18 protein-coding genes are annotated in these 15,644 nt (G+C 69.5%); 8 read left to right on the forward strand and 10 right to left on the reverse strand.

Translation table 11 applies throughout. The annotated features are described in order from the left end of the window. Positions 1-2: 2 nt before the first annotated feature. Genes OG984_RS13460 through OG984_RS13470 form a run of 3 tightly spaced genes read right to left on the reverse strand, consistent with a single transcriptional unit; the run spans position 3 to position 3,120 of the window. Positions 3-1,253 carry an MFS transporter gene (locus OG984_RS13460; RefSeq protein WP_328532059.1) on the reverse strand — a complete coding sequence of 417 codons (1,251 nt, stop codon included), beginning with the start codon at positions 1,251-1,253 and terminating at the stop codon, positions 3-5. After that, positions 1,250-2,593: an MBL fold metallo-hydrolase gene (locus OG984_RS13465; RefSeq protein ID WP_328532060.1), complete on the reverse strand. Its 1,344-nt coding sequence runs from the start codon at positions 2,591-2,593 to the stop codon at positions 1,250-1,252. Before OG984_RS13465 ends, OG984_RS13460 begins: the two co-directional genes overlap by 4 nt. Beyond that, positions 2,593-3,120, reverse strand: coding sequence for an SRPBCC family protein (locus tag OG984_RS13470; RefSeq protein ID WP_328532061.1), 528 nt, complete (start codon positions 3,118-3,120; stop codon positions 2,593-2,595). Before OG984_RS13470 ends, OG984_RS13465 begins: the two co-directional genes overlap by 1 nt. A gap of 124 nt (positions 3,121-3,244) precedes the next feature. Here OG984_RS13470 and OG984_RS13475 point away from each other — a divergent pair, with 124 nt between their 5' ends. Further along, complete coding sequence (locus OG984_RS13475; protein ID WP_328532062.1) at positions 3,245-3,913, forward strand: ArsR/SmtB family transcription factor; 669 nt, start codon at positions 3,245-3,247, stop codon at positions 3,911-3,913. Here the strand turns inward: OG984_RS13475 and OG984_RS13480 are convergent, their stop codons facing one another. After that, positions 3,914-4,579: a TetR/AcrR family transcriptional regulator gene (locus OG984_RS13480; protein WP_328532063.1), complete on the reverse strand. Its 666-nt coding sequence runs from the start codon at positions 4,577-4,579 to the stop codon at positions 3,914-3,916. Positions 4,580-4,679: 100 nt separating this feature from the next. Between OG984_RS13480 and OG984_RS13485 the strand changes: the two genes are divergently transcribed. Then, entirely contained in the window at positions 4,680-5,585 is a 906-nt protein-coding gene (locus OG984_RS13485; protein WP_328532064.1) for an SDR family NAD(P)-dependent oxidoreductase, read from the forward strand. A gap of 24 nt (positions 5,586-5,609) precedes the next feature. Here the strand turns inward: OG984_RS13485 and OG984_RS13490 are convergent, their stop codons facing one another. The 4 genes from OG984_RS13490 to OG984_RS13505 all read right to left on the reverse strand — a co-directional run bounded on the left by OG984_RS13490 (position 5,610) and on the right by OG984_RS13505 (position 8,141). Next, positions 5,610-6,266 carry a hypothetical protein gene (locus OG984_RS13490; protein ID WP_328532065.1) on the reverse strand — a complete coding sequence of 219 codons (657 nt, stop codon included), beginning with the start codon at positions 6,264-6,266 and terminating at the stop codon, positions 5,610-5,612. Positions 6,267-6,314: 48 nt separating this feature from the next. Beyond that, the gene (locus OG984_RS13495) at positions 6,315-6,821 is read right to left on the reverse strand and encodes a hypothetical protein (RefSeq protein WP_328532066.1); all 507 of its coding nucleotides are present in this window, start codon (positions 6,819-6,821) and stop codon (positions 6,315-6,317) included. 100 nt (positions 6,822-6,921) lie between these two features. Next, entirely contained in the window at positions 6,922-7,380 is a 459-nt protein-coding gene (locus OG984_RS13500) for an SRPBCC family protein (protein WP_328532067.1), read from the reverse strand. A 101-nt stretch (positions 7,381-7,481) separates the two neighbouring features. After that, the gene (locus OG984_RS13505; protein ID WP_328532068.1) at positions 7,482-8,141 is read right to left on the reverse strand and encodes a DsbA family oxidoreductase; all 660 of its coding nucleotides are present in this window, start codon (positions 8,139-8,141) and stop codon (positions 7,482-7,484) included. A gap of 271 nt (positions 8,142-8,412) precedes the next feature. Here OG984_RS13505 and OG984_RS13510 point away from each other — a divergent pair, with 271 nt between their 5' ends. The 3 genes from OG984_RS13510 to OG984_RS13520 all read left to right on the forward strand — a co-directional run bounded on the left by OG984_RS13510 (position 8,413) and on the right by OG984_RS13520 (position 10,530). Next, complete coding sequence (locus OG984_RS13510; RefSeq protein WP_328532069.1) at positions 8,413-8,874, forward strand: nuclear transport factor 2 family protein; 462 nt, start codon at positions 8,413-8,415, stop codon at positions 8,872-8,874. After that, entirely contained in the window at positions 8,867-9,499 is a 633-nt protein-coding gene (locus OG984_RS13515; protein WP_328532070.1) for a TetR/AcrR family transcriptional regulator, read from the forward strand. The genes OG984_RS13510 and OG984_RS13515 overlap by 8 nt, the downstream gene beginning before the upstream one ends. A gap of 80 nt (positions 9,500-9,579) precedes the next feature. Then, a complete protein-coding gene (locus tag OG984_RS13520; RefSeq protein WP_328532071.1) occupies positions 9,580-10,530 on the forward strand; it encodes an NADP-dependent oxidoreductase in 951 nt (316 codons plus the stop codon). Positions 10,531-10,684: 154 nt separating this feature from the next. On the opposite strand, the gene OG984_RS13525 is transcribed toward OG984_RS13520, so the two are convergent. Both OG984_RS13525 and ychF read right to left on the reverse strand, forming a co-directional pair. Then, on the reverse strand, positions 10,685-10,978 hold the full coding sequence (locus tag OG984_RS13525) for a DUF1330 domain-containing protein (RefSeq protein ID WP_328532072.1): 294 nt from the start codon (positions 10,976-10,978) through the stop codon (positions 10,685-10,687). Positions 10,979-11,029: 51 nt separating this feature from the next. Next, positions 11,030-12,103 carry a redox-regulated ATPase YchF gene (gene ychF / locus OG984_RS13530; RefSeq protein WP_328532073.1) on the reverse strand — a complete coding sequence of 358 codons (1,074 nt, stop codon included), beginning with the start codon at positions 12,101-12,103 and terminating at the stop codon, positions 11,030-11,032. Between the two features lie 81 nt (positions 12,104-12,184). On the opposite strand from ychF, the gene OG984_RS13535 reads away from it, so the two are divergent. The 3 genes from OG984_RS13535 to OG984_RS13545 are packed head-to-tail and all read left to right on the forward strand — an operon-like array spanning position 12,185 to position 15,643. Then, on the forward strand, positions 12,185-13,513 hold the full coding sequence (locus tag OG984_RS13535) for a GH1 family beta-glucosidase (protein ID WP_328532074.1): 1,329 nt from the start codon (positions 12,185-12,187) through the stop codon (positions 13,511-13,513). Between the two features lie 28 nt (positions 13,514-13,541). Then, positions 13,542-14,057, forward strand: a complete 516-nt coding sequence (locus OG984_RS13540) for a PH domain-containing protein (protein WP_328532075.1) — start codon at positions 13,542-13,544, stop codon at positions 14,055-14,057. A 2-nt stretch (positions 14,058-14,059) separates the two neighbouring features. Beyond that, positions 14,060-15,643: a PH domain-containing protein gene (locus tag OG984_RS13545; RefSeq protein ID WP_328532355.1), complete on the forward strand. Its 1,584-nt coding sequence runs from the start codon at positions 14,060-14,062 to the stop codon at positions 15,641-15,643. Position 15,644 lies beyond the last annotated feature (1 nt).

Below are 15,644 nucleotides of genomic sequence, written 5' to 3' on the forward strand. Positions count from 1 at the left end.
CGCTACCGGGGTGGGGCGGACCGATGCGTCTCCGGCATCCGCAGCATGACCACGAGACCGGACGCGGCCGTGATGGCAGCGACGGCCCAGACCGCGCCCCGGACACCCCATAGGTCCGCGAGGACCCCGGCCAGCAACGCTCCGACCGCGAACCCGAGATCCCGCCAGAGCCGGTAGACCCCGACGGCCCGTGCCCGCCACGACGGATGCGCGACATCGCCGATCACCGCCAGGAGCGTCGGATAGACCATGGCGGTGCCCAAGCCGAGCAGGACCGCGGCGACGAGCCACCACGCCGCTGAGCCGACCGCAGCGACCAGACCCAGGGCTGCGGCCTGGAGCAGCATGCCCGCGACGATGAGCGGCTTCCGGCCCCAGTGGTCCGAGAGCGCACCGGTGGCGAGCTGACCGAGGCCCCACACCGCCGGGTAGGCCGCCACGAGCAGGCCGACGTGACCGATGCCGAGCCCCGCCGAGGCGAACAGGACCGCGAACAGGCCCCAGGCCAGACCGTCGTTGAGGTTGTTGACCAGCCCCGCCTGGCTGGCCGAGGACAGGGCCGGGTCACGCAGCGACGTACGGACGAGCACCTCGCGGTCGCTCATCGGACCGTCGGCCTGCTCCGCCCGCCCCGCCTCGTGGTCGGCGTGGCCCCGGGTCTCGCGGACGACCAAGGTCGAGATCCCCAGCCCGAGCGCGGCGTACGCGACGCCGACCAGGAACGGCTCGGGCCTGAGCCCGGCGTCGGCGGCGATCCGGCCGGTCAGCAGCGCGGTGGCGGCGACGGCGAGATATCCGGCGGACTCGTTGATGCCCAGGGCGAGACCCCGTCGACGGGGGCCGACGAGGTCGATCTTCATGATGACGGTGGTCGACCAGGTGAGGCCCTGGCTGATGCCGAGCAACACGTTGGCACCGACGACGATCCACCAGCTCGGCGCCCAGATGAGCAGGAGCGGCACCGGCAGCGCGACCAGCCATCCCGCGACGAGGACCGGCTTGCGACCGTGGCGCTCGGACCAGATGCCGGCGAGGTAGTTGGTCGCGGCCTTCGCGAGACCGAAGGCGAGGATGTAGGTCAGGGCCGCGGTGTAGGACGCGACCCCGAACACGTCCTCGGCCAGCAGCGGGAGGACCGTACGCTCCTGACCGAGCATCCCGCCGACAAGCGCGTTGACGACGACCAGCAGCGAGAACTGCGCCATGTTGGCGCGCAGCCCGAGCCGTGGCGCCGTGCCGAGGTCGTGGCTCACTCGGCGGCCTCCAGCACGATCGACTCGGGGCCGCCGTTCAAGACGGTCAGCCGGGTGAACCCGTGCCGCTGGAGAATGCTTGCAGCGCTCATCGCACGCTCACCGTGGCCGCACATGACGAGCGTGGGCACGTCGGCGAGACCGGGCACGGCGCTCTCGAGGGACCCGAGCTCGAGGTGCAGAGCCCCGGGAACATGGCCGGCCTCGTACTCGCGTCTCTGCCGGACGTCGAGCACGCGCTTCTCGTCCGCCGTGGCCACGCCGGTCATCGGGAGCGACGCGATCGGAAGACCCGCTTCCGCCCAGGCCGCGAGTCCGCCGGAGACCTCGCCGACGACGTTCTCGTAGCCGATCTTCAGCGCCTGCCAGAGGATCTCCTCGGGATCCTGACGCTCGTCCCGCAGGACGATGATCGGCCGGTCGTGCGGTGCCAGCCACCCCAGCCAGCTCGCGAAGGCGCTCCGCAGCGGGATCGACAGCGCATCCTGGGGATGCGCAGCGGCGAACGCCGCGATCGGGCGTACGTCGACGACGACGGCACCGCCCCGCTGCCCGTCCGCCACGACCTGCGGAGGAAGCCCCTCGAGCACGGGCCGCCCACCGACGACGGCCGGCCCCTGACGGTTGCGCTCGCCCAGGCGCTGGAAGTACGTCGGGTAGGTCCCGTGCGAGTCGAGCAGCGCCTGCACGAATCCTTCCTCGTCGAGTGCCAGCAGGGGGTTGGTGAGCCGCTCCTTACCGATGGTGCTGGTCGAGCTGCCGGTGGCCACTGCCGAGCAGAACGAGCCCCCGCCATGGGTGGGCCACAGCGCCGCGTCGTCGCCGAGCTCGGCAACGCGACGTACGGAGCGGAACTGCGCCCGCGCCAGACTCTCGGTGCGCGCGGGGTCGACCAGGTCGACGCGGGCGGCCGACCCCACGATGAGGGAGCCGCCGGTGAACACCCCGAGAGTCCGGTCACCGTCGATCAGGGCGAAGGACAGGTGCTCATCGGTGTGTCCGGGGGTGGCCAGCGCCCGGAGGAGCAGCCCGCCGTTCAGAGCGATCTCCTGCTCGTCCTCGAGCGTGGTGTGCGCGAACGTACGTCCGCCGCTCCTCGACGCGAGCACCTGGGCGCCCTCGTCGGCGGCGAGCTGTACGGCGCCGGAGAGGAAGTCGGCGTGCAGATGGGTGTCGGCGGCGTGGGTGATCCGCAGGCCGCGGCGGCCGGCCTCCGTGCGCAGCGCCCGCAGGTCGCGGCAGGCGTCGACGGCGAGCGCCGCACCGTCGCCGAGATCGACCAGGTAGGCGTTGTTGCCGAGCCCGGAGTCGGGAACGGCGGTCACCAGGTCGTTGATCACTACCGGCCTCCCGGGTGGACGCTTCGCTGTCGATCATCCCTCTGCAGCGCTGCGAGCGCCACGAGTGATGCCGGGACCTCGTATCGCCTCAGCTGGATCTCCCTCACCCGAGCGAAGAGCACGCGTCGCCAGAACGTGCGCGGGTTGACCCTCCACGTCACCTCGACCTCGCAGCCGCCAGGCGCGGCGGTCACCGTCCACGTCCACGTGGCGTAGGACGGGTTGCCGTCGTCGGTTCCCGATCGGTAGGCGAACCGTCGCGCCTGCGGATCGAGCTCCTCCAGCCGCGACCGGCTCGGCCAGCGCTGACCGAGCGCTCGCACCTCGACCACCCACTCGCTTCCTGCAGCCAGCTCGTCCGACACCTCGAGCACCCGCGTGATCGCGTGGTTCCAGTTCGAGAGGCCACTCACGTCGGTCACGGTCCGGAACACCGCGTCGGGGTCGGCCGTGATCCGCCTCGTCAGCGTGGTCAGCGATACGCCGTGCTGGACCTTCGCTCCCAGCTCTTGGGTGTCGACGGCCATGTCGACCACCTCCTATTCAATCTATCTCTTGAATAGATGGAACGCCTGTGCCCTTGTCTTGTCAAGAAAAATCTTGAATACTTGATACGCACGCCGCCGGCGCACGTCGTACGAGGAGGCGATCATGGGTGACCGCAAGGCCAAGGACGCGCTCTACGACACGCTCGCCGAGGCGGCCAAAGCCCTCGCCAACGGGCGCCGCGCCGAGCTCGTCGACGTCCTGGCCCAGGGAGAGCGCCCCGTCGAGGACCTGGCCGGCGAGATCGGGCAGTCCATCGCCAACACCTCCCAGCACCTGCAGCGACTGTTGCGCGCCGGACTCGTGAGCTCGCGACGCGACGGCAACCGGATCTTCTACTCCCTCGCCAGCCCCACCGTGCTCGCACTGTGGCAGACCCTGCGCGAGACCGCCGCCCAGCACGTCGCCGAGCTCGACCGCGTGGCCGGCGCCTATCTCGGCAACCGCGACGAGCTCAGCACGATCACCCGGGACGAGCTGCGCAAGCGCCTTCGCGCTGGCGACGTGGTCGTCCTCGACGTCCGTCCCCGCCCCGAGTACGACGCCGGCCACATCCGCGGCGCCCTCTCGATCCCGAACACCGAGCTGCGCAGCCGCCTGGCCGAGCTGCCCGACGGCACCACCGTCGTCGCCTACTGCCGCGGGCCCTACTGCGTCTATGCCGACGACGCCGTCCGCACTCTTCAGGCGGCCGGGCGCGACGCCGTCAGACTCGAGGACGGCTATCCCGAGTGGGCCGCAGCCCGCCTCCCGGTCGCAGCGCTCCGGAACTGATCAGGAGCGCGGCAGCACGCCCACGAGGGCGACATTGCAGGAGGTCCGCAGGGCATCCCGTAGGTCCAGTTTCAGCGCGCCGAGGTCGGGCTCGTCCGCATAGGCAGCAAGCAGGCTGGGCGGCGGCGGGTCGTACGCCGCGAGCGCACCGGCCGAGATCATGCTCATCATGCAGAACGCCTGAGCACCGTCGCCCACCTCGGGCAGGTGGCGGCGTACGAGCTCGACCATGGCCTCGAGCTTTGCATGCGACGAGCGTTTGTGGCGTTTGACGACCTCGACCGACACGTTGTGCTCGAGCACCCCACCCTGGGCACCGAAGAGGTCGCACAGAACCGGCCGCTCCGCCAGCGATCCACTGAGGACCTCGGCCAGCTGGCCGGCGCGTACCTCCGGTGAGGCGTCGGCCTCGACGCCGGTCTCCAGCTCCTTCGCCAGCTCGTCGAGCCACGTGCCCAGGAAGTCGTCCAGCAGCTCGAGCAGCACGGCCTCGCGCGACTCGAAGTAGCGCAGGACGTTCGACTTGGCCAGCCCGACCCGGCGGCTGAGCTCGTTGAGGCTCAGGTCGGCCACCGGCATCTCGTCGAGCATCGCCGCCGCGGTGTCGAGGATCGCCCGGCGGCGGATCTCCCGCTGCTCATCGCTTCGCGCCCGTTGGAACGTCATCGCCCCAGACTAACTTAAAGACCGCCGGTCCCTTGACATTAGACCGGCGGTCTCTTAAGTTCGTCGGTATAACAGACCGATGGTTCCTTAGGAGTGGACGATGAGCGAGACCTGGACCGAGCAGAACATCCCCGACCAGCACGGCCGCGTGGCCGTCGTGACCGGGGCCAACACCGGCCTCGGCTTCGAGACCGCCCGGATGCTCGCCGAGCGCGGGGCGCAGGTGGTCATAGCCGTACGCGACGTCGAGAAGGGCAAGCAGGCAGCTGCTCGCATCGGCGGCGACGTCACCGTCCAGGTCCTCGACCTGGCCTCCCTGGAGTCGATCCGATCCGCGGCGGCCGACCTGCGCGCCAGCCACCCGCGGATCGACCTGCTGATCAACAACGCCGGTGTGATGTACACGCCGAAGCAGGCCACCGCCGATGGCTTCGAGATGCAGTTCGGCACCAATCATCTCGGCCACTTCGCCCTGACCGGCCTGCTGCTCGACCAGCTCCTCCCCGTCCCCGGCTCGCGGATCGTCACCGTCAGCAGCATCGGCCACCGCATCCGGGCCGACATCCATTTCGACGACCTGCAGTGGGAGCGGTCCTACAGCCGCGTCGCCGCGTACGGTCAGGCCAAGCTCGCCAACCTGATGTTCACCTACGAGCTCCAGCGCCGGCTCGCCTCGCACGGCACCACGGTCGCGCTCGCCGCTCACCCCGGCGGCTCCAACACCGAGCTCGCCCGCAACTCCCCCGCCGCGCTGCGCGTGCCCTTCGCCCTCATCGGGCCGCTGCTCGCCCAGTCGGCCGCGATGGGCGCCCTGCCCACGCTGCGCGCCGCCACCGACCCCGCTGCCATCGGCGGTCAGTACTACGGACCCAGCGGCCTCGGCGAGACCCGCGGCTACCCGAAGCTGGTCACCTCCAGCCCGGCTTCCTACGACCTGCAGACCCAGCAACGGCTGTGGGCCGTTTCCGAGCAGCTCACTGACGTACGCTTCCCGCTCGACGACTGAGTGGGCAGGCCCCATGGCTCCAGGTCACTCGGGGCCGATGGAGTCGGCCGCCTCGATCCGGTGTGCGTGCCGCACCGACACCGAGCCGGCGTACCCGTCGACGAAGCCGACGACCACGTCGTACTCATCCCCCGCGGTGGAGCGCAGAGTGATCGTCCAGGAGTCGTCTGCCGGATGGTGCTCCTCCGCGCGGAGCGACAGGGAGTCCGCATCCACGGCGTACGCCGTGGCAGCCGCACTTCGGGAGCGCTGGACCGCCGACTCCCGCGAGGTCGGCGTCCGCTCCGGCTGGCCGACCACCTCCATCACGTCACGGAAGGCGCGGGCAACACCGTCGTACGAAGCCTCCGAGAGGGCCGTGGTCCGGGGCCCGGTGTCCACCAGCAGTCCGAGCTCCAGGGCGCCCGGACTCGCGCCCCAGCTGGTGTGCCATCGGTGCTGGTGCAGGGAGTAATGGCGACGTGCGTCGGCCCCCGCGTACAGGACCGGCTCCAGTGCGGCGAGGATCGCCCTCTCCTCGAGCACCTCATCGCCCTCCGGCTCCGGGACCGACAGATCGAGCAGGTAGTGCCGATCCACCCGATCGTCCGGGCTCGCCCGATAACCGACCTGGACCCGCACCGAGTCCACCCGGCCGAGCGTGAGCAGCGAACGCGAGTCATCGACGGCACGGCTGGTCATCCCTCCAGGGTTCTCCTGGTTCCCGCCCGGGTCAAGCACCTCAGCGCTCTACGCGCCGGCACGCCCGGACCGAGAGCCGAGCGCTTCGCGAAGCTGCCTCGAGGCGGACCGCGGTGTCGCGCCCGCCCGCCAGATGGCGAACAGCAGGTCCGCCCGCGGCCGGCCCGGCTCGGTCCAGCTCGGCCCGAGCTTCGCCTGGTGGAGCGCGTCGATGAGGTCATCGTCGGCCGCGGTACGCGCTTCGGCCCAGGCCCGCGCGTACGCCTCGTCGACCCGCTGCAAGGTCGTCTCGCTCTCCACGATCGCCGGCGACCCGGCGACCACGGGTCCAGACTCCCGGCGATGACGCAGGAACGCGATGAGGAAGTAGACCAGGGCACCGGCCCAGCTGAAGACCAGCACCATCACGATGTCGAGGACGTCCAGCCCACTCATGCGTCCCCGGGCACCGATACTTCGGCCGATCAGGACCAGCGCCACGATCGTCGGCACCCACCACAGTGCCGCGAAGGCGATCAGCGTGACTGTCCACGTCGCCTCAACCTGACCACCCATGACAGCTCCACTCCACCAGCCGAGACCTCGGCCGAGAGTAGCCGCGGTTCGTCAGCCGTCGATGTCGAAAGCGGAAACACGTCGCGGCACGCCGGAGCCGTCACGCCTCAGGACTGGAGAGGGCATCCCTCAGCCACGCGTTCCGTCGCTCCAACAGCTTCGTCATGTAGCGAGTGAGCACGAGACCATTCGCCAACCGCCCGACCACCCCAGCGGGCGCTTCGAACTCCACGACATCCGTCATCAGGGTGCCGCCGACGGTCGGCTCGAATCGGTGCTCGTGCCACCACCGCCGGAACGGGCCGGACTGCTGATCGTCCACGAACCGGCGCGGAGCGGCGTACTCGCTGATCACCGAGGTCATCGTGATCGGCAGCCCGAAGTGGCGGGCCTTCCAGGTCACCGTGTCTCCCAGACGCATCACCCCGGAGGTGACGCCGGCGACGGCGCGCTCGCCCGAGTCGGACATCGACGACCGGCGCGCGTCCACGGACAGGCTCAGCTCGAAGCACTGTTCCGGCCTCGCCGGGATCTCCGTCGTGAGCTCGATGCACGGCACCCGAAGAGACTAGGCCCGGCGCAGAGAGATCCAGGACAGACAGTGACACCCCGCACTCAGGCGTAAGCTGGACCAGCGGCGCAACGAGCCTCGCCAACTGCTCAGGACAGGGGCTGACGGTCGGCGATCTGGTCGGCCCAGGCTCGTTCGAGAACTTCGGAGAACGTGGCGGTGGCTTGCGCGCCAGAGAGCCCGTACTTCCTGTCGATCACGAAGAAAGGCACCCCCGTGATGCCCAGCCTGGTCGCCTCCTCCTCATCCGCGCGGACGTCGTCGGCGTAGGCGTTCGCGTCCGCCAAGACGGCTCGGACCTCCGCATCGTCGAGCCCGGCGCGGACGGCGAGCTCCACCTGGTGCTCCGGATCGTAGATGCTTCGTTCAGCGGAAAAGTTGCCCTCGTAGAAGAGCGCGAGAAGCGTGTCGCCAGCGTCCCGTGATGCTGCCAGGTGTAGGAGCCGGTGCAGGTTGAAGGTGTTTCCGTGATCACGGAAGTCTACGAGGTAGTCGAGCCCCTCGGCTCGTGCGATTCTGGCGAGGTTCTCTTCGGCGGCGCGTGCCTGCCGAGGCGTCATGCCGTACTTCTTCGCGTGCTCCGGCCCGGTCGTCGAGCGCGTTTCGGCCAGCTGGCGGTCGAGCTCGAAGGATCGGTGGACCACCTCGACCTCATCGCGGTGCGGGAAGGTGGCCAGGGCTTTCTTGAAACGTGTCTTGCCGATGAAGCACCAGGGGCAGGACACGTCGGACCAGATCTCAACGCGCATTGCGCTTACTCCTTGGATTTCCGCGGGACGCCCACCTCTGTCGAATCAGACGAGAGCACGCCCTAGCGGACGGATATCGTCCACTTCTCCGGAAGAGTAAACGGACGGTCATCGTCCGCCTAATCTCAGAGTCGGGACTGTTACCCAGATCACATCCGGGTCAGGAATTCGGACGATGACCGTCCGGTTAGTCTAGGTGCACAAGCGGACGAGAGTCGTCCGGATGATCGGTGCCCATCGGCGGCGCCAAGACACACCTAGGAGACAAGACATGAGTGACCTGGCTGAGCTCACCCGGCGCCTGGACGCGTTGGAGGCGATCGAGGAGATCAAGAAGCTGAAGGCTCGGTACTTCCGCTTCGTGGACGAGAAGAAGCACGACGAGCTCGCAGCGCTGTTCACGCCGGACGCCACACTGGTGACGGACGGGATCACGTGGGGATCCCCCCGCGAGTTCGCCGACACGATCCGCGACCTGACGGGTGCTGCACCCTCGGTCCACCACGGCCACATGCCGGAGATCGAGATCCTCGGCGAGGACTCGGCGTCCGGAATCTGGGCGATGGAAGACCTGCTGACTTTCCCTGCCGGCCCTGAGGCCCCGGAAGGTCACAACGGGTACGGCCAGTACCGTGAGACGTATCGAAAGATCGATGGGCAGTGGCTGATCGACTCGGTGCTGCTGACGCGGCTTCGGATGGACGCTTTGGAGAACTGGGACCCGGATGCCTGACCTGGATACGACCGCAGATGTCCGCGCTGATGCGCGGCGTAACCGACGCCAGCTGATCGTCGCGGCCCGGGAGGCCATCGCCTCCCGCGGCCTCGACGTCTCAGCACTGGACATCGCCACGGCAGCGGGGGTTGGGGTGGGCACTCTCTACCGCCGCTTCGGCACCAAGGACTCGCTTCTCGACGCGGTCGTCGTCGGCCTCTATGACGAGATGCTCGACAGCGCCCAGGAGTGCCTCCGCATCGAGGATCCATGGGAGGGGCTGACCCGGTTCGTCATGGAACTGGCCGGCGCACACCGCGACAGCCGCGGCGTGGCCGAGGTGACCGCGGCGTGCGACCTGCCGCCAATCCCCGAGATCTCGGAGCGGACCAAGGCCCTGCAAGACGCCGTCATCCAGCTCACCGACCGCGCCCACACGGCTGGCGCGTTGCGCGCGGACGTGACCTGGCAGGACGTCATGATCGGCTCGCGCGCCGGCCTGGACACCGACCACTGCCTCGGCGTCGACGCAGGCCCCGACGGATGGCGCCGCGTCATCACGCTCCTGATCGACGGGATGCGTTCCCCCGGGTACACGCCGCTGAGCGGCGCATCACCCCATCTGCACGACAACAACTCCTAGCACCGGATCTACCACGCCACGAGCTCGCAGGGACCGTGGCTGGTTCCCGTGCGCCTAGAACTGAGTGAGGAAGATCTGGCATGAGAGCCATCGGCATGAAAACGTTCGGCGGACCCGATGTCCTGCGCGAGCTCGACCACCCTGAGCCCGCCGTGGGTGACGACGAGGTACGGATCCACGTGGCGGCCGCGACGGTCAACAACGGGGACCTCATGATGCGGCGCGGCGAGGTGCACCAGCTGCGCCACGACGCCCCGTGGGTGCCGGGGATGGAGGCCGCCGGGGTCGTCGATGCCGTCGGAGCACGGGCCGCAGACCGGTTCCGCGTCGGCGAGGCCGTCACGGCACACGTGTGGCCCATCGACCCTCGGGGCGGCGCCTACGGGGAACTCACAGTCGCCGACATGAACCGCGTAGTGCATGTACCCCGTGGCACCTCGATCGCTCAGGCGGCGACCTTGCCGATGAACGGGCTGACCGCTTATCAGACCCTGGAGGCGATGGGATTGGAACGGCCCGGCACCGTCGCCGTGATCGGCGCTGCCGGTGCGGTAGGCGGCTACATCGTGCAGCTCGCCGTCGCCGCCGGACACCGAGTGGTCGCGGATGCCGCGGAGGCTGACCGCCCACTGGTCGAGAGCCTCGGCGCGCACGTAGTTGTCCCACGCGGGCATGGAGTGGTTGACGCTATCCGTGCAGCGGTCGGCGAGGTGGACGCCATCGCCCTGGCGGCTATGCCAACGCTCGATGCGGCGGAGGTCGTTCGGCCCGCTGGTGCGGTGGCGTCCGTCTTCGGGTTCGGCGACTCGGTACAGGTCATGGCTGCGCGCAGCCGCCATGTCCGGCTCGCTCCCGTGTGGGTCGACGCCATTGCCGAGCCCGCACCGATGCTGCGGCACCTCGGCGAGCTCGCCGAGCGCGGCGAGCTCACGCTGCGGGTCGCGGACGAGCTTCCGGCCGAGGATGCGCCGGAGGCTCACCGTCGCCTGGAGTCGGGCGGTGTCCGCGGAAGGATTGTCCTCAGGTTCTGAGACGAGGCCGCGATCCAGGACAGTCAGCACTCCGCCAGAGTCGCTCGGGCAGCACGTCGAGGTGGAGCCGATCAAGACTTGCGGACAGTGGTCTCACACCGCCACGTCTCCGTCGATCATGACGTAGTCCAACGAAGATCCGGCTGGACCTCGGTCAGTCGAGGCCTTCGACGATGCGGAAGTCGCGCTCGACGCCGCCGGCGAGGGCGGCCAGGGCCTCCTGGTAGGCGGCACTCTCGTGCGTAGCGACGGCCTGCTCGAAGCTGTCGAACTCGATGAGGACGGTGCGCTCGGCGATCCCGGCTTCATGCGCCACGACCCGGCTGCCACGGGTGAGGACCCGGCCGCCGCCGGCCTCGACGGCCGCCGGGGCGAGCTTGCCGTAGGCAGCCAGCTTCTCGGGGTCCGAGATGTTGCGGTAGACGCTGACCCAGTAGCCCTTGGGCATGGAACCTCCAGTGTTGGCGTGAGTGCTCGGACGGCCGATCACGGCGGTCGCTCAGACGTTGAAGCGGAACTCCACGACGTCGCCGTCCGCCATGACGTAGTCCTTGCCCTCCATGCGGACCTTGCCGAGGTCGCGGGCCTTGGCGACGGAGCCGGCGGCGATGAGGTCGTCGTAGGAGACGATCTCAGCCTTGATGAAGCCCTTCTGGAAGTCGGTGTGGATGACACCGGCAGCCTCGGGAGCGGTGGCGCCCTTGGGGATCTCCCACGCGCGGACCTCCTTGGGCCCGGCGGTGAGGTAGGTCTGCAGGCCGAGGGTGTCGAAGCCGACGCGGGCGAGGATGTCCAGGCCGGGCTCCTCGACCCCGGCGTCGGCCAGGAACTCGCGGGCCTCGTCCTCGTCGAGCTCGACGAGCTCGGACTCGAACTTGGCATCCAGGAAGATCGCCTCGGCGGGGGCGACCAGCTCGCGCATCGAGTCCTTGAGAGCCTCGTCGGCAAGCTCGTCGGAGTCGCAGTTGAAGACGAAGATGTAGGGCTTCGCGGTGAGCAGCATCAGGTCGCGGATCAGGGCGCGGTCGATCTTGGTGGCGATGATCGGGGTGCCGGCCTCGAGGGCCTCCTTGGCCTCGACCACGGCGGTGAGGTTGGCCTTCAGCTCAGGCTGCTTGCGCGACTCCTTCTCCAGCCGCGGGATCGCCTTCTCGACCGTCTCCAGGTCGGCGAGGATCAGCTCGGTCTGGATGGTGGAGATGTCGTTGGCGGGCTCGACCTTGCCGTCGACGTGGGTGACGTCGTCGTCGCGGAATACCCGGGTGACCTGGCAGATCGCGTCGGACTCACGGATGTGGGAGAGGAACTTGTTGCCCAGACCCTCACCCTGCGAGGCGCCGCGCACGATGCCGGCGATGTCGACGAACTGCACCGTGGCCGGCAGCAGCTTCTGCGACCCGTAGATCTTCGCCAGCTCGGCCAGCCTCTCGTCGGGCACCCCGACGACGCCGACGTTGGGCTCGATGGTGGCGAAGGGGTAGTTCGCCGCGAGTACGTCGTTCTTGGTCAGAGCGTTGAAGAGGGTCGACTTGCCCGCGTTGGGAAGTCCCACGATGCCGATGGTGAGTGCCACGATCGACAATCCTAGAGTCGTACGCCGCCTTCCCCCGAAACCACGGACGGCACCCGGGCACAGCGGGCACACTGTGGTTGCGTGAGCGAGCTTCCCGGCACCAGCCTCCCGACCGGCTTCCGCTTCGGCGCCAGCACCGCCGCCTACCAGATCGAGGGGGCGGCCGACGCGGACGGCCGAGGTCCCTCGGTATGGGACACCTTCTGCGCCGAGCCAGGACGGATCCTCGACAACAGCAGCGGCGAGGTGGCCTGCGACCACTATCACCGGCTCGATGAGGACCTGGACCTGATGGCGCGGCTCGGGCTGGATGCGTACCGCTTCTCGATCTCCTGGTCCCGCGTGCTGCCGACCGGCTCGGGGCACATCAACCAGAAGGGCCTCGACTTCTACGACCGCCTCGTCGACGGGCTGCTCGAGCGTGGCATCGCGCCGATGGCGACCCTGTTCCACTGGGACACCCCGCAGGTGCTGCAGGACGCCCACGGGGGCTGGCTGAGCCGGAAGACGGCGCAGCGGTTCGGAGAGTACGCAGCCGTGGTGGGCGATCGCCTGGCCGACCGCGTCGCCCACTGGTGCCCGGTGAACGAGCCGAACGTGGTGACCGTCCTCGGTCACGCCCTCGGCATCCACGCCCCGGGTCAGGCGCTGGTCTTCGACGCGCTGCCGGCCGGTCACCACCTGCTGCTCGGGCACGGGCTGGCGGTCCAGGCGCTGCGCGCCGCAGGCGTGGCCAGCATCGGCACCGCGACCAACCACATGCCGGTGTGGCCGGCGACCGAGTCCGAGGCGGACGTGGCCACCGCCGGGCTGCTGGACACGCTGTGGAACCACTCCTTCGCCGACCCGGTGCTGCTCGGTCGTTATCCGGAGGATCTCGCCGCGCTGTTCCCGGTGCAGGACGGCGACCTGGAGGTGATCAGCACGCCGCTGGACTTCTACGGCCTCAACTACTACAACCCGACCGCGGCGGCGGCCGCTCCCGAGGGCGCCGCGAACCCGATCGAGCAGCCGCCGATCACCGGCTACCCGACCACCGACTTCGGCTGGCCGGTCATCCCCGACGGGCTCCACGAGCTGCTGAGCGCGCTGCACCAGCGCTATCCGGAGCACCCGCCGTTCGTGATCACCGAGAACGGGGCGTCCTACAACACCGCTCCCGGCGACGGCGACGCCGATCGCATCGCCTACCTCGACCTCCACCTGCGTCAGGTCGAGCGCGCCGTCGCCGACGGCATCGACGTCGCCGGCTACTACTGCTGGTCGCTGATGGACAACTTCGAGTGGGCCGAGGGCTACACCCAGCGGTTCGGGCTGGTGCATATCGACTACGACACCCTGGTGCGCACACCGCGGGACTCGTTCGAGTGGTACGCGTCCGTAATCGCCGACCACAAATCCAGACGGTGAAGCGACACGACGCAATAGGCTCGCGCCCGTGAATGCCGACGCACCACAGCGACTGCGCGAACCCGCCCATCAGGTCTCCGAGCGAGCACCGGCCTACTGGCGTACGGCAGAGGCGATCGGTGCCGTGATCTGGCTGGCCCTCGCCGTCGGTGCGGTGGTGGCGGCGGTCCTGGTGCCGGACGGCTTCTGGACCTGGATCCTCTGGCTCGCCGCGGTGGTCTTCGTGCTCGCACCCGTGCCGGGGCTGACCTTCGTGCCGTCGATCCGGTTCCGGATCCACCGGTGGGAGGTGACCGACATCGCCGTCCACGTACGCCACGGGTGGCTCACCGTCGTCGACGAGATCGTGCCGCTCTCCCGGGTGCAGACGGTCGACTCGACCCAGGGGCCGCTGATGCGGCAGTTCGGGCTGCGTACGGTCAAGGTCTCCACCGCCTCCTCGGCCGGCAACGTCTCGATCGCCTGCCTCGACGACGCGCTCGCGCTCGAGGTGGTCGCGAAGCTGGTGGCGATCACCGCCGCGACCCCCGAGGACGCGACGTGAGCATGCCCGAGGTCCCGGACCCGCCTACCGTCCCGGACGCGGAGTGGCAGCGACTGGCCGGCTGGACCGCGATCGTCAGCCCGCTCTCGACGCTGCGCCAGGCGATCATCCCGGCCGCGGTCGGTGCCTTCGGCGCCGGTCAGGCGAACGTCTTCATCGGTCTCCTCGTCGCGGTCGGCATCGCAGTCGTCGCGGCGCTGGCGGGCCTGGTCCCGTGGCTGACCACGACCTACCGGGTGACGCCGACCCATCTGGAGGTACGCAAGGGGCTGCTCAACCGCACCACCCTGACCGCCCGGCTCGACCGGGTGCGCAGCGTCGACCTCAGCTCGACCCTCATCCACCGGGCCCTCGGGGTCACCAAGGTCAACGTCGGCACCGGGGTCGACGAGGGCCAGATCACGCTCGACTCGCTGACCAAGGACGCGGCGGCCCGCCTCCGGCGTGAGCTGCTCCACGCGGCGCCCTCGTCACCGACGGACGCCGCACCCGCGGATGCTTCCGGCAGCGACGCCTCGAGGGAGGTCGCGACCAGCCCGGGGCCACTTCGTCCAGACCCCGGCGGTGAGGTCATCGCCAAGCTCGACTGGTCCTGGATCAAGTACGCCCCGCTCAACCTCAAGAACCTCGCGATCGCGCTCGGTGGTCTGGCCGCGTTCTTCGGCGCGTTCTCCGACGTCATCCCGTGGGAGCGGACGATCGGGATCCGGGTCGACGACGGCCAGATCAACGGCCGGCCGATCGACTCCTTCCTGCAGATGCTGATCATCGCCATCCCGATCGCCCTGGTCGCCGCGGTCGTGGTGTGGGCGGTCGGCTCGTGCGTGGGCTACGCGGTGCGCTGGTGGGACCTCCAGGTCGTGCGTGAGCAGGGTCGCGAGGGCACCACGCTGCGGCGCAGCTTCGGCCTGACCAGCACCCGAGCGACGACGGTGGAGGAGGCGAAGGTGCGCGGCGCCACCTCCACCGTCGGCCCGCTGATCGGCCTGGCGGGGGGCGCCGACCTCAACCTGCTGACGACCGGGCTCGACGACAACTCCCCCGCGGTCCTGCCGACGGCCCCGGAAGCGGTCGTGTCGACCGTCGGCACGGACATCCTCGGCGAGGACGCGTTCTCGGCGGAGCTCACCGGTCACGGTCCCAGGCCGCGCCGCCGCTACTGGTTCCGGGCGGCCGTCGCCACCGTGATCTGGACGCTGGTCGCCCTCGTCCCGACCGTGCTGATCGGCGTCTTCGGGGACACCTGGATCTGGTGGATCCCGGTCGTCGTCATGGTGATCGCCCTCGTCCTCTGCGTGTTCGGCGCCGAACTGCGTCACCGCCACCTCGGCCACGCCCTCACCGACCGCTACCTGGTAGTCCGCTCCGGCTCCTACACCGCCGTACGCACCGCCCTGCAGACCGACGGCATCATCGGCTGGCGGGTCAGGCAGACCTTCTTCGACCGCCGCATCGGTCTCGCCCAGGTCACCGCGATGACCGCGGCCGGCCAGGAGCACGTCTCGGTCCCGGACGTGCCGCTCGAGACGGCCGTCGCCCTCGCGGCGGCGGCCACGCCGCGTACGGTCTCGGGGTTCGTCGAATAAC

It is taken from the genome of Nocardioides sp. NBC_00368, from assembly GCF_036090055.1.
Classification (GTDB): domain Bacteria; phylum Actinomycetota; class Actinomycetes; order Propionibacteriales; family Nocardioidaceae; genus Nocardioides.

Coding starts and splice junctions, on each gene's coding strand:
- OG984_RS13520 (WP_328532071.1), top strand. CDS start 9,580: ATGAGAGCCATCGGCATGAAAACGTTCGGCGGACCCGATGTCCTGCGC.
- OG984_RS13510 (WP_328532069.1), top strand. CDS start 8,413: ATGAGTGACCTGGCTGAGCTCACCCGGCGCCTGGACGCGTTGGAGGCG.
- OG984_RS13515 (WP_328532070.1), top strand. CDS start 8,867: ATGCCTGACCTGGATACGACCGCAGATGTCCGCGCTGATGCGCGGCGT.
- OG984_RS13490 (WP_328532065.1), bottom strand. CDS start 6,266: ATGACCAGCCGTGCCGTCGATGACTCGCGTTCGCTGCTCACGCTCGGC.
- OG984_RS13545 (WP_328532355.1), top strand. CDS start 14,060: ATGCCCGAGGTCCCGGACCCGCCTACCGTCCCGGACGCGGAGTGGCAG.
- OG984_RS13495 (WP_328532066.1), bottom strand. CDS start 6,821: ATGGGTGGTCAGGTTGAGGCGACGTGGACAGTCACGCTGATCGCCTTC.
- OG984_RS13470 (WP_328532061.1), bottom strand. CDS start 3,120: ATGGCCGTCGACACCCAAGAGCTGGGAGCGAAGGTCCAGCACGGCGTA.
- OG984_RS13485 (WP_328532064.1), top strand. CDS start 4,680: ATGAGCGAGACCTGGACCGAGCAGAACATCCCCGACCAGCACGGCCGC.
- OG984_RS13505 (WP_328532068.1), bottom strand. CDS start 8,141: ATGCGCGTTGAGATCTGGTCCGACGTGTCCTGCCCCTGGTGCTTCATC.
- OG984_RS13480 (WP_328532063.1), bottom strand. CDS start 4,579: ATGACGTTCCAACGGGCGCGAAGCGATGAGCAGCGGGAGATCCGCCGC.
- OG984_RS13475 (WP_328532062.1), top strand. CDS start 3,245: ATGGGTGACCGCAAGGCCAAGGACGCGCTCTACGACACGCTCGCCGAG.
- OG984_RS13525 (WP_328532072.1), bottom strand. CDS start 10,978: ATGCCCAAGGGCTACTGGGTCAGCGTCTACCGCAACATCTCGGACCCC.